We start from the raw sequence: 13,522 nt of genomic DNA on the forward strand, positions 1-13,522 counted from the left end.
ATTATTCTTCGGTTATGTATTTGTCAGCTGTATCATTGGCTAATGACTCAATCTGGCCGGTGATTTCATCGTTATAATTACCTTGCTTAATGTCATTCAATAGGTCTTGATGACTTATTTGCAGGCTTTCAATAAATTCCTTTTGCCACTCTTTTACTTTATCGGCTGGCACATTTTTAAGCAGACCTTTTGTACCACAATAAATCAGCGCTACTTGTTCTTCAACTTTAACTGGTTGGTACTGCGGTTGCTTTAATAGTTCAACATTTTTACGGCCTTTATCCAATACCAGCATGGTAGCCGGGTCAAGATCTGAACCAAATTTGGCAAATGCTTCCAGCTCGCGGTATTGGGCCTGGTCAAGTTTCAACGTACCAGCAACCTTTTTCATGGGTTTAATTTGCGCACTACCTCCCACACGCGATACAGAAATACCAACGTTAATCGCCGGGCGCACACCTGAGTTAAACAGGTCACTTTCCAGGAATATCTGTCCATCTGTAATGGAGATAACGTTGGTTGGGATATAAGCCGATACGTCACCCGCCTGGGTCTCAATAATTGGTAATGCTGTCAGTGAGCCACCTCCTTTTACTAAAGGTCTTATCGATTCTGGAATATCGTTCATTTGTGCTGCAATCTCATCCGATTCGATGATTTTTGCGGCGCGCTCCAATAAACGGCTGTGCAAATAGAATACATCGCCTGGATAGGCTTCACGGCCCGGTGGACGGCGAAGTAACAAACTCACTTCACGATACGATACGGCCTGTTTTGACAGGTCGTCATAGATGATTAATGCTGAACGGCCTGTATCTCGGAAGAATTCACCGATTGCGGTACCTGAAAACGGCGCATAGAACTGCATAGCCGATGGGTCAGCAGCCGAAGCCGCTACCACAGTGGTATATTCCATGGCCCCATGCCTTTCAAGGGTGTTCACAATCTGTGCCACTGTACTTCCTTTCTGACCAATGGCCACATAAATACAATACACTGGCTCGCCATCGTCGTAAAACGAACGCTGGTTAATAATTGTATCGATCGCAATAGCCGTCTTACCGGTTTGTCGGTCGCCAATGATCAGCTCGCGCTGTCCCCGTCCAATAGGTGTCATAGCGTCAACAGCCAACAGACCTGTTTGTAAAGGCTCTTTTACCGGCTGGCGATAGATTACCTGAGGCGCTTTACGTTCCAGCGGCATTTCATACGTTTGGCCTTGAATAGGGCCTTTGCCATCGATGGGTTCACCCAGGGCATTAACAACGCGACCAACTAACCCTTCACCTACATTAATGGAAGCAATACGCCCGGTACGTTTCACTAAATCGCCTTCCTTAACAGCTTGTGATGAGCCAAATAGTACGACCCCAACATTGTCCTGCTCCAGGTTAAGTACCACACCCATACATGATTCCAACTCAACCAACTCGTTGGCTTTTACGTTGGTAAGACCATATACACGGGCAATACCATCACCCACCTGCAAAACAGTTCCAACTTCTTCCAGGTCGGTTGATGTTTGGAAGCCTGCTATCTGTTTTTTTAATAAATCCGATACTTCAGCCGGTTTTATTGTGTCCATCCGAAAATCAATTTAGTACGTTTAACTAAGCAATTGCTTTTTTATTTGTTTCAACTTAGTGCTCATGCTGGCGTCGGCCATTTTACCATCTACCTTTAGTATAAAGCCACCTAGTAGTTCGGGCTTTACTTTGATGGTGAGCTCAATGGGTGCCTTAAATTGCTCTTTTAAAAACTGATTAAGTACATCGTGTTGCTGGTCATCAAAGTCAATGGCAGTGTATACTGTTACTTCTTTGATGCCTTTTTCATTTTTGTATAACCAGATAAAGCGCCTGTTGATATCTGCCAGAAGAACCTCTCTGTTATTGGTTATCAGTAAGTCCAAAAGGTTGAGCGTGCTCCTGTTAACCTTTCCTTCTAAAACCGAATGAAATGCCTGCTTTTTCTGGCCGGGCTTAACTACCGGGCTGTTCAGCAAATCGGTAAAGCCTTCAGCATCGTTGCAATAGCTTTGCAGCATATTTACATCCTGGTAAATCTGCTCCAGTTCTTTTTGCTCCATAGCGAGCTTAAAAAGTGCTTTGGCATATCTGTCGGCTATTAAGCTTCTGTTCATTCTCTTATATTCAGAGGTGTTCTACCTGTTGTTGATTAGTGCATAAGCGCACTAATTAAAGTTTACTTCCTGCAGGTATTTATCGATGATAGCCTTTTGCTTATCAGAAGTCTGTAACTCTTCTTCCAATAGCTTACCGGCAATATCAACCGAAAATTCTGCTACTTTCTCTTTCAATTGAAGGATGGCTTCGTTCTTTTCGCGCTCAATCTGAAGGCGGGCAGACGCAATAATTTTGTCTGCTTCCTGCTGCGCTTTTGATTTAGCATCATCCAGCATTGATTTTTTTAATTCCCGCGCATCTTTGATCAGCTTGTCGCGCTCTTCTTTGGCCTCGTTCATAATCTGAACTTTAGTGGCATTTAAATCTTCCACTTCGACTCTGGCTTGTTCGGCTGCAGCTAATGCATACTCAATGGTCTCTTCACGAGATTTAACAGCTTGCAGAATTGGTTTCCAGGCGTATCGACGCAATATGAAAACCAATATACCAAACGTAATGGCTGACCAAAAGACTAAACCGGGATCTGGCGTTAACAATCCCATAATCGTTGAGTTTTATCCTTTCATCAAAGCCACCACAATTGCAAATAAAGCAGCACCTTCAATAAGAGCAGCAGCAATAATCATGGCCGTCTGAATTTTAGAACTTATCTCTGGCTGACGTCCCATCGCTTCCATAGCGCTTTGAGCAATTCGACCAATTCCATATCCGGCTCCGATAATGATTAAGCCTAAACCGATTGTGGTTAATGATAAACCTTCCATTGTATTACGTTTAAAAATATTAACTATTAATGTTCTTCACTTTCGACTGCCATACCAATAAATAGGGCAGATAATAAGGTAAATATATAAGCTTGCAATACTGCAACTAATAATTCCAACATAAACATCATCAGTGCCATAGGAACTGATACAAACCCTATGTACGCACTTTTCATCACAAAAATAAGTGAGAATAAACTCAGGATAATGATATGACCTGCTGTAATGTTAGCCAATAAACGAATCATTAGCGCAAATGGTTTTGTGAACAGGCCGATAAATTCGATAACAGATAACAGCAGGCGGATAGGTACTGGTACGCCCGGCATCCAGAATATATGTCCCCAATAACTTTTTGTACCACTGAAATTGGTTACAAAAAAGGTAATAAGGGCTAATACCATAGTTAGGGATATGTTACCGGTAAGGTTACTGCCTCCCGGGAAGAAAGGAACCAGTCCAATCAGGTTATTTATCCAGATAAAGAAGAATAGTGTTAACAAAAAGGGCAGAAAGCGGTCTGCCTTGTGTCGGTCAATTTGTGCATAGGCAATATCATCGCGCACAAAGAGTATTAAAGGTTCGAGGAATGATTGCAGGCCTTTAGGCACAGCCGGTGGGCCCCGGTATCGTTTGGCAGCGCTGGTGAAAAGACCAATAATCAGTAGGATGCTCAGCCACATTGACGCTACATTGCGGGTAATGGAAAAGTCGATTGGTTGCGCATTAATCACCTCATGATGGTCGTCATACTCAATTGTTCCTTCAGCATCAGTCACGTATATTTTGCCATGATACAGCTTATAGTATTTTTCTCCTTTACGAACTAATGTCTCTCCATGATGAAAGGCAGATGACATAAATATGTGCAGTCCATCGTCAATTAAAATAACCGGAAGTGGAATAGTGATGTGTTGTTCCTGACCTTGCTTGTTTGTATAGGAAATAACGTGCCACTCATGAGCATCGGCAATGTGATGCATAATCATTTCCATTGGGTCAAATTCAGCATCAGTGCTTTCCTGGTGCTGATCGGTAGCATGTACGCTAATTGTTAATGCCAATGCGGCTATCAGTGCAAGCAATTTCTTAATAAGTTGCATCAAATCTCAAGTGCTGTTATTATGTTCCTTTTTTACTTTATTAAGCGCAGCTTAACAACGATGTCTACGATTAAAAGCGCGAAATAGTTCATTAAGAACAATAGTATTTCTGTTTTGTTTTCGCTGTCCGTTGGATTTAAGAAAAGAAATAAATAGGAAATGATGAAGGCTAGTTTTAATCCCATTAATATCAGAAAGATAAAAGCGCTATTATCGGGGTGCTTTTTTTGTATAAAAACAAACAGGAAATAAAAAAGAAGGTATAATCCGCTGAGAAACAGGAGTGCGGATGATACCTTCTTGATTGATATTGTCAGCCATTCTGTCAACCACCATTCTGCGCCCAATAGCACTGTTGCTAAAGTAAGGTATACGAATGATGAGCGAATGGATTGGATAGCCCAATTACTTTTTGATATTGGCATTCGCAGCAGGTGGTGTTACCTTTTCATCCATTTTGCAGGTGCCGGTAAAGATGGCGCCTGGTTCAATTGAAAGCTTGCTGGTTTGAATGTCGCCATGCAACTTACTGGAAGCTTTGAGCGATAATAGTTCCGATACTGTCAGACGGCCATCGAAAGTACCATAGATATCGCAGTTAGTACATTTTACTTCGCCTGTAACGGTACCATTTTGTCCAACAAGTACTTTTCCTTTTGAGATAATATTTCCTTCGATTGAACCATCGATCTTAATATCACCGTTTGTTTCTATGTCGCCTTTGATTTTTGTACCCGGACCAATCATGTTGGGTAGCTTATTTTCAGGTTCGAAATTTTTAGCCATTTTCCAATTGTTAGTTTTAAGAATATAACAAATATAGATATTTAAATGCTATAACCATAGCTAATTTGTCACCAGAACTTTTAATTTTTGTAATTGACGATCCTTGTTTACCTGTCTTAATCTGCGTGCTGTATTGGTATAGTAGGTGTGCTGCGAAATAAACTCATATTGCATTTTATTCCATTCGTCCATTGACATTTTACCATTGTGCCGGTTGAGTTCTTTATAGAGATTGTCAGAGATAGAGATGAAATCAGCCCTGCCTAAATAGTCAAGGTCAGCATCTTTAAGTATCTTTTCCATGTAGTTCTTGGGCTGATGCCCGACTCGCGTGACATTAATCAATTCAACTATTTGATCTATTTGATAATCCTGGTAGTAATATTGAGGTAGTATTTCTTTAGCGAAACTGATGCTGTTATCTTCATGATTACTGTATTCAACCAGAAATCCCACATCGTGAAGCAAAGCTGCTGTTTTTAATAACAGGAGATCTTCAGAGCTGACTTTCTCTCCCCGTCCGATGATTTCAACCTGTGTAATCACATCTTTAGTATGGGCTTTGTTGTGATAGAAAAGGTCAGGCATCAACTCGTTTTCCAGTTTGTCTAAAATAAACTCTTCAATGTCACCAAAACGAATATGTTGCAGCTTAACGTTGAATTGCTGGTTAGGAAATATGCCATTGGTATCGGCCGAAAGTTCAGGCTTGATTCTGCGTACATAATACATGTCTGTTTCACCTTTGTATTTTATGGGCATCTTACCCCTGTAATCGCATTCAAAAAAGTCTCTGATAAGCTCATAGGTAACGCCCGTTATATTAATCATGCCGGCAGTTCCAGAGCTTTCCATCCGGGATGCTATATTAACTGTGTCTCCCCAAATATCAAATGTAACGTTTTTACGGCCTATCTCTCCTGAAATAACTGGTCCGGTATGAATGCCAATGCGTAATTCCCATATTCCCAGCTCGGTGTTTTGTTGTTGCTTGCTATCGTGCATAAATTTTTGCATTTCCAGTCCTGCCAAAACAACTTCAATAGGATTGGTGCGGTTGATGCTGGGTATGCCACCTGCGCACATGTATGCATCACCAATAGTTTTAATTTTTTCAATATTGTACTTCTCTACAACTCCATCGAAGTAAAAGAAGAAGCGATCCAGCTCATCGATTAAAGTTTCCGGATTAATGTGTTCAACTATTTTAGTGAACCCTTGAATGTCAGCGAAGAGTACTGTTACTTTTTTGTATTTCCTTGAGCGTATGCGTGCTTGTTCTTTCACTGCCAGTGCGGTAGTGCCAGTATTTTTCTGTTGTGCTTTCTGTTTTATCCTAAATGCTTTACGAAACTCATCTTCAATGTTATGGGTTATTTTACGGATGCGCTGTTTAAATAATATAACTATTAGTACAAATGCCAAAAAGCTGATAAGAACAATACTTCCAATGTAAAACAGAGTGTGCTGCCAGATGGGTAAATCAATGTCTATGCTAATTTCTTTGGTCTCACCATTAGGCAGTTCTAGCAAAAAAAAGTAGGTGCCTTCTTTTAAATTGAAAAAACTGGCAGAATTTCGGGGTGACCAGTTACTCCAATCCTCAGAATAAGGAATAAGGCGGTACCTGTACAATGGCTCTATGGTACTATCGGTTTGCCAATATAAAGAGAAAGTTTTGCTTGATAGGGTGAGATTATTTTCAATTGAGATGGGGTGGTTGTCAGGAGATTCAGCCAAAACTTGTATATTATGTACTTGTGCCGGAAGAATATTTGGAAACAAAAGTGAAAATGTTACGTATACAACGGCGTATGAAAAGATCTTCTTGGAAAGTAATAGCTTCACAGCCCTTATGTTGATTGCTCCCTTCGGCATAATAGTTCTGGTATCGTTCCCTTACTTGCAATTAGAATCAAAAGTACTATATTTATTCCGTTAATAAAGAACATTCAGTATAGCTTTTTATGGACACATCAAAGAACACAATTCTGGTTCCCTGCGATTTCACCGAAGGTGTAGATTTTGCAGTAAGACATGCCATTAAGGTTGCTAAGGAATTAGATGCAGGCATTCACCTGTTGCATATTGCGAAAAAAGAAGAAGAGATTTCTGCACTTGAAGATCGCTTGACCGCATATGCCAATGAAATCCATGAACGCATGGGAGTTCTGCCAACAACATCGGTAAAGGAGGGTACTATCTTTAAAACAATTAATGCAGTTGTTGAAGAGCTAAACTGCCTTTTGGTGGTGATGGTGACTCATGGTATGAAAGGATTGCAAAAGCTAACTGGTAGCTGGGCTTTGAAAGTAATTGTTGGATCAAAAATTCCATATCTTGTTGTTCAGTCTGCTCCCAAGCGCGATGATTATCAGAAGATAGTATTCCCAATTGACTATAAGGCTGAGAACAAGGAAAAGCTGAAGTGGATTCAGTTCTTGTATCAGTTCTCGAAGCCAAAAGTTTATATATATGCTTCGGCCACCAAGGAAGGAATTATCGATAGCCGGACAAAAGCGAATGTTGTGTTTTCTAAAAAGTACCTTGAAGAGAAAGGGATTGATTATGAGTTAGTCTTATCTGAAGGAGAAGCATCCTTTTCTCAGGAAACTATTCAGTTCTCAGAAAAAATAGATGCTGATTTAGTGTTGGTGATGACTACGCGCGATATTGCTTTTCATGACTATGTTTTAGGTGCCTACGAACAATATATTATTGCTAACAGTGCGAAAATGCCTGTATTGGTAATAAACCCCCGTACTGACTTAATGAAGTATGGTTACGGAGGTTTTGGTTGATAAACTTTTCAAATAGCATATATAAAAAGACGATCTGGGATGATCGTCTTTTTTTGTACCATGTTTTTTTACGCGAATTAAAATACTTTTGTCTACAAATCGTTTTATTAAAAAACAATAACATCATGGAACTGGTCTTTGCTACGAATAATGAGCATAAACTTCGGGAGATTCAACTGCTTTTGGGCTGTAGTTTAAAACTATTGAGCTTAAAGGATATAGATTGTAATGAAGAGATTCCGGAGACAGGGACCACTTTGGAGGCTAATGCAAGGCAAAAGTCAGAATATGTATTTAATAAGTTTGGCCTCAATTGCTTTGCCGACGATACAGGATTGGAAATTGATGCCCTTAATGGTGAGCCAGGTGTTTATTCTGCCAGGTATGCAGGTACAGATAAAGATGCCGAAGCGAATATGAATAAAGTGTTAGACTTAATGAGTGAGGAGAATCATCGAAAGGCACGGTTTCGTACCGTTATTTCGTTGATTATCGATGGCAAAGAGCATCAGTTTGAGGGTGTTGTTGAGGGTGAGATTCTCAGGGAACGTTCGGGGAAAGAAGGCTTCGGATATGATCCTATTTTTACGCCAGATGGCTATCAGCAGTCCTTTGCTGAAATGGCTATGGAACTCAAGAATGAAATTAGTCACCGTGGAAGGGCTATAAAAAAGTTAATTGATTTTTTGAAAGAGCACTATGGGTAAACGCATATTATTTATTTTTCTACTGGCTTTAATCAATGCTTCTTTATTAAGTGCGCAAAATTCGGGATGGAGCGATCATTTCTCGTACCGAAATGCATTGCATGTAGCCGAAACAGAAAGCTATGTAGCGACAAGCTGTGAGATGGGCATAATGCTGCTGGATAAACTAACAGAAGAGTTGACTACATATAGCCGGGTAAATGGGCTTAGTGATACTGATATTACAGCTATAGAATCAATAGCTAATGATGTTTTTATTATTGGGTACGGCAATGGTAATATCGATATCTTGTCAGAACGAGGAATCTTAAATATTCCTGATTTTAAGCTTAAACAGATAGTAGGGGCCAAACGGATTAATCATTTTTACAAGCACGAGGACAAAGTGTACTGTAGCACTGACTATGCGCTGCTCGTGCTTGATCCTTCAAAAGGAGAGATAAGTGATACTTATTTTCTTGGACTCAATGCCGAACGATTAAAAATATATCAAACGGTTGTTTCTGGAGATTCAATCTATGCCGCCACTGAGAGGGGATTGTTAACAGCCAGCTTATCAGATCCTCGAATTGTATTTGATGAGGCGTGGAAAAAAATATCATCAGGTTCCTTACCTTCTTTTGCTGTAAATATGCATGGTGGTGAAATAGTTTTCGTTACCAAAGAGCAGAATACATTTAAAATAATAAGAGGGAATGAGAATAGTTGGTCAGATTTATTAAGTAGTTCAGGTTATAAAAGTCTTCATACCTATGGAGGTAAACTGGTTATCTCCCTCACCTCTCAGGTGTTAGTGTACGATGAAGGTTATAATAAAGAGCTAACTATCGATGAAAACAAAATAGAAGATAAACTTTCTGTTAATGGAGCACTCTATTCGAGTTTTGAGGGAGCTTTTTTTATGGCTGATAAAAACTATGGTCTGGTCAAATATATAGGAGAGAATAATTCAAGTTTTTATTTGGTAAACAGGCCATATTCCAATTATTGCTTTGAACTTCATTCAACAGAGTATGGGATTTATTTAACGGCTGGTGGTTTAAATGAGATTTACAATAACCTAGATAGAACTATTGAATATTCATACTATGACATAAATAAAAATGAATGGGGTAGTTTTAAGAGTTCCGTTCCTGCTACAAGCAACACAAGTCGTGATTTAATAAGAATATGCTCCAGTCAGACAGATGAGTATAAAGTGTACATGAGTAGTTGGGGTGGAGGTCTTTATGAGGTACAAGGCCTTGATTCGATTAAGTATTTTGGCGAGCAGAATGGAGGATTACAAGATATTTACCCCGATAATAGAATGTATGTGAGAGTAGGTGGTGTAGCCAGTGATAGTCAAGGAAATATATGGATGTCTAACGCAGAGGTAGAGGGGGGTATTGTAGTCAAGTCAGGCAATGAATGGAGGCGGTTTGATTATGAAACAACTAATAATCTACATAGTGTAGGTCAGATGCTTATAACCAGGGATGACTATGTATGGATGACAATACCGATGTATTTTGTCGGCGATCGGCAGGGGATTATGGTTATTAATACCAATGGTACATTATTGGATGATAAAGATGATGAGTATAAAAGTCCTGCCCCAGTTAATAATAGTAGTGATGAACGGCATGTAGGACAATTAAGGTTATGGGATGAGAATAGAAAAGAAATAACAAAGGTTGTGTTGAGCATGGCTGAGGATAAGAACGGCTACATTTGGTTGGGAACTGATAAGGGTGTTTTGGTGTATTATCGGCCATGGGCCATTTTTTCTGAAGATTACCCGGTTGTTAGCCGAATAAAAGTACCTCGCAATGATGGTAGTAACCTCGCAGACTACCTATTGGAAAATGAACGAATATCTTGTATAGCTGTTGACGGTGCCAACCGAAAGTGGATTGGTACCGAAGATGCGGGGCTTTATTTGGTGTCTGAGGATGGTTTAAAGACGTATTATTCATTTAATACTGAAAATAGCCCTTTACCATCTAATGCCATCAAAAGTATAGCAATATCACCAATTACTGGTGAAGTATTTATCGGTACTGAAAAAGGAATACTTTCCTATAAAGCAAAGGCGACTGAGGGCAATACGGCTTTTGATAAAATTTATGCCTATCCAAATCCTGTTCGCGAAGATTTTGCTGGCGATATTACTATTACCGGATTAATGCAAAACAGTATTGTTAAGATAACGACAGTGAGTGGTAAACTGGTGCATGAAACCAAGTCATTGGGAGGTAATGCCCATTGGAATGGTAAAAATTTTAGAGGGGAGAAAGTAAAGACCGGAGTTTACATTGTGTATGTTAGTAATCAAGATGGCGAACAGTCAGGTGTAACAAAAATTCTGATTGTTCGTTAGAATTCATCCTATTTTTTTGTCCGTTTAGCCTTTCAAAATTAGTTTTGTAACGAGGTGCTACTATTGTGAGTTACTTGCTTGTTTAATCGAACTATCAGAAAAATGAAGAAAGGCTGGGTTGTTGCTACCATTGCGATTAGTTGTTTGTTATTGGGTTATATCCTTTACCAGGTAAGCCGCGTTAAATCATACGATAACACACAGTCTTTAGTAGCCGTGCCTGCTGATGCGGCTGTTATTATTAAGGCTGAGAATGCTGATTGTATCTATAATGCTCTTTTTAATACCATTGATTATAAAGAGGAGCTGCAAAACTCTCAGGTGCTTAATAATGCCTTTAAGCAGATCCTTGCACTTGACTCGATAACCTTTGAAAATGGTGTTAATGTATACCAAGAAATAAACGGATTACCGGTCTATTATTCATTTCATGCTCAAGGTAAGGAGAGCGTAAGTCAGCTTTTTGTTTTTGAGCTGCCTAATAAACGGGAAGAATCTAAAATAGCAAGACTCATTAAGCAATTAACAGAATTGGGAGCCAATGTGTCGGTAAGGAAGTATAATTCACAATCTATCTATAAAATTACGGCCAATAAGCAGGAATGGTTTGCCAATATCGATAATGGAATATTACTATTGAGTCAGTCAAGCCTGTTGATAGAGACTTCCATTAGGCAACAGCAAAGCCCTGATTCATGGGTGAATGGTGCAGATTTCAAGCAGATTTATAAGACCATTGGTGCAGGCTCCAAACTAAATGTGTTCATCAATTTTCCGCGATTGCCAGATGTTATGAAACCTATACTTGGTGATGCTTTTCAGAAAAACGCAAAAATTGTTGGAGACCAAAGTAAATGGGCTGAGTTTGATGTTGAAATTAGCAACCAGGCTATTGTACTAAATGGTTTTATGAGTGCTTCTAATACTGGTGTCATCAGTAAAATGCTTGAGAATGCGCGTCCGCAACGCACACAAATACAATATGTGCTACCTAGTAATACGCGTGCTTACCTTTCGTATTCGTTAGAAAGTGCGTCTGATATGAGAAAACGTATTACTGGCTTGCATAATGCGAATGTGGATTATCAACGAAAACTGGAGCAGTGGCAAAAGAAATATGGTTTCAACCCTGAAGAAGAATTGTTTAGCCAGCTTACCGGTCGCCTGGCATTGGTGTATAGCGACTACAATAATCTGCAGCCCGAGGCAAATGGGTTATTAGTGCTTAAGCTAAAGAGTCAGTCATCTGGCAAAGAGATGCTATTGGAGATGTTGCGTAAGATGAGTTCAACATCGAGTAGTAGTATGGTTGTTAAAACCTATCAACCTGATAATGGGGTCAGCTATCCTGTTTATCATGGATTTGAAGAAGGTGTTTTGGCTCACTTTTTTGATCCGCTGTTGCCAAAAGTACCCTATAAATACCTGGCATTTTATGACGATAATTTGGTTGTAGCCGATGCACCTGTGCTGCTTGAGCAGTTCATCTACAACAATATGCTTAAGAAAACATTGGGTAATGATAAGGCGCATCAACAGTTTCTGAGTAATTTTTCGAGCCGCGAAAATGTGTTTGCCTTTTGTGAAACTGCACATCTGGCTGCTTATTTCGGAGAGACTTTTCAACCTCTTTTAGGGCAGCTTAATGAAGCACAAAAGGAGGCATTCAATAATTTTTATGGTATTGGTATGCAGCTTAGTGGTACTGGCAAAATGATATATACGACCTCCTATTTGCAGTACATGCCAAGTCGTGAGTCGGAGCCAAGAACCGTTTGGCAAAGTCTACTCGATTCCACTGTTAGCTTTAAACCAGTACTGGTCGACAATCATTACACCCGTGAAAAAGAAGTTATTGTGCAGGATGATGCTCATAATCTCTATCTGCTGAGTAATACTGGGCGTGTTTTGTGGAAAAAGCCTTTGGATAGTGAGATTTTAGGCGATGTGATTCAGATCGATTATTACCGAAACAACAAGCTGCAATACCTTTTTAATACCCGCAAGTCTATTTATCTCTTGGATAGAAATGGTAACCATGTTGCCAATTTTCCGGTTCGATTGCCATCGGATGCTACCAATGGAATGGCTGTTTTTGACTATGACAATAACCGTAACTACCGATTTTTTATCGCTTGCGAAAACAGACACATTTACCTGTATAACAATAAAGGCAATACCGTATCGGGATGGAAATTTGATAAAACAGACGGCAGGGTGATCATGCCAGTGCAGCACTTTCGCTCCAATGGAAAGGACTATATTGCATTTGCCGACGATAAGCGCAACTATATCTGCGATAGAAAAGGAAATATTAGGGTAAAACTGAATAAGCAATTTGCCAGAAATCGTTACTCTTCCTATTATTTATGTAATCAGAACCAGGCTGACGATTGTCTGGTGACAACCAACTCAGATGGTTTGCTGACCAAGATTAAACTATCCAGCGGTGAAGTTAAAACATCGGCTCTCAAAACAATTAAAGAAACGCACGCTTTTAGCGCATTTGAGCATAATGGTAAGCTGCATTATCAGTTGGTAGAACCGCATTGTGTAACTTGTTTCACCAGTGATGGTAAGGAAGTATTAAAAAAGGAATTTGATAATGAGATTAACCTAAATGTTGATTTATACAGGTTTTCTGCACAAAATATTAAACTAGGTGTTTCTGAAAAGGTCAACGGCCATATTCATTTGCTAAATGCGGATGGCAGGACCTACAAAGGCTTTCCTCTGAAAGGCAACTCCAGATTCAGCATCGGCTTTCTCAAGTCATCTGCTTCCAGGTTTAATTTAATTGTCGGAGGTGCTGATAACTACATATATAATTACCAGGTAGATTAATAATTGTA

General features: G+C 39.6%; 11 protein-coding genes. 4 read left to right on the top strand and 7 right to left on the bottom strand.

Annotated features, from left to right (window positions below; all coding sequences use genetic code 11):
- Nucleotide 1: 1 nt before the first annotated feature.
- The 7 genes from atpA to KEM09_RS16720 all read right to left on the bottom strand — a co-directional run bounded on the left by atpA (nt 2) and on the right by KEM09_RS16720 (nt 6,648).
- Nucleotides 2-1,585, bottom strand: a complete 1,584-nt coding sequence (gene atpA / locus KEM09_RS16690; protein WP_212230005.1) for a F0F1 ATP synthase subunit alpha — start codon at nt 1,583-1,585, stop codon at nt 2-4.
- 21 nt (nt 1,586-1,606) lie between these two features.
- Complete coding sequence (atpH, locus tag KEM09_RS16695; protein ID WP_212230007.1) at nt 1,607-2,143, bottom strand: ATP synthase F1 subunit delta; 537 nt, start codon at nt 2,141-2,143, stop codon at nt 1,607-1,609.
- A 51-nt stretch (nt 2,144-2,194) separates the two neighbouring features.
- Nucleotides 2,195-2,689 carry a F0F1 ATP synthase subunit B gene (gene atpF / locus KEM09_RS16700; RefSeq protein ID WP_212230009.1) on the bottom strand — a complete coding sequence of 165 codons (495 nt, stop codon included), beginning with the start codon at nt 2,687-2,689 and terminating at the stop codon, nt 2,195-2,197.
- 12 nt (nt 2,690-2,701) lie between these two features.
- On the bottom strand, nt 2,702-2,911 hold the full coding sequence (gene atpE / locus KEM09_RS16705; RefSeq protein ID WP_143301005.1) for an ATP synthase F0 subunit C: 210 nt from the start codon (nt 2,909-2,911) through the stop codon (nt 2,702-2,704).
- Between the two features lie 26 nt (nt 2,912-2,937).
- On the bottom strand, nt 2,938-4,014 hold the full coding sequence (gene atpB, locus KEM09_RS16710; protein WP_244825071.1) for a F0F1 ATP synthase subunit A: 1,077 nt from the start codon (nt 4,012-4,014) through the stop codon (nt 2,938-2,940).
- Nucleotides 4,015-4,419: 405 nt separating this feature from the next.
- A complete protein-coding gene (locus tag KEM09_RS16715) occupies nt 4,420-4,800 on the bottom strand; it encodes a bactofilin family protein (RefSeq protein ID WP_212192100.1) in 381 nt (126 codons plus the stop codon).
- A 60-nt stretch (nt 4,801-4,860) separates the two neighbouring features.
- Nucleotides 4,861-6,648 (bottom strand): adenylate/guanylate cyclase domain-containing protein, encoded by a 1,788-nt coding sequence (locus KEM09_RS16720; protein ID WP_212230011.1) that lies wholly within the window; start codon nt 6,646-6,648, stop codon nt 4,861-4,863.
- Between the two features lie 119 nt (nt 6,649-6,767).
- Here KEM09_RS16720 and KEM09_RS16725 point away from each other — a divergent pair, with 119 nt between their 5' ends.
- The 4 genes from KEM09_RS16725 to KEM09_RS16740 all read left to right on the top strand — a co-directional run bounded on the left by KEM09_RS16725 (nt 6,768) and on the right by KEM09_RS16740 (nt 13,514).
- Entirely contained in the window at nt 6,768-7,601 is an 834-nt protein-coding gene (locus KEM09_RS16725; protein WP_212192102.1) for a universal stress protein, read from the top strand.
- A gap of 125 nt (nt 7,602-7,726) precedes the next feature.
- On the top strand, nt 7,727-8,308 hold the full coding sequence (locus KEM09_RS16730) for a non-canonical purine NTP diphosphatase (RefSeq protein ID WP_212230013.1): 582 nt from the start codon (nt 7,727-7,729) through the stop codon (nt 8,306-8,308).
- Nucleotides 8,301-10,670 (top strand): type IX secretion system anionic LPS delivery protein PorZ, encoded by a 2,370-nt coding sequence (gene porZ, locus KEM09_RS16735; protein WP_212230015.1) that lies wholly within the window; start codon nt 8,301-8,303, stop codon nt 10,668-10,670. Before KEM09_RS16730 ends, porZ begins: the two co-directional genes overlap by 8 nt.
- Before the next feature lie 102 nt (nt 10,671-10,772).
- Nucleotides 10,773-13,514 (top strand): DUF3352 domain-containing protein, encoded by a 2,742-nt coding sequence (locus KEM09_RS16740; protein ID WP_212230017.1) that lies wholly within the window; start codon nt 10,773-10,775, stop codon nt 13,512-13,514.
- The last annotated feature ends 8 nt before the right edge of the window (nt 13,515-13,522 follow it).

The sequence above is a fragment of the Carboxylicivirga mesophila genome (genome assembly GCF_018271975.1).
Lineage (GTDB): Bacteria > Bacteroidota > Bacteroidia > Bacteroidales > Marinilabiliaceae > Carboxylicivirga > Carboxylicivirga mesophila.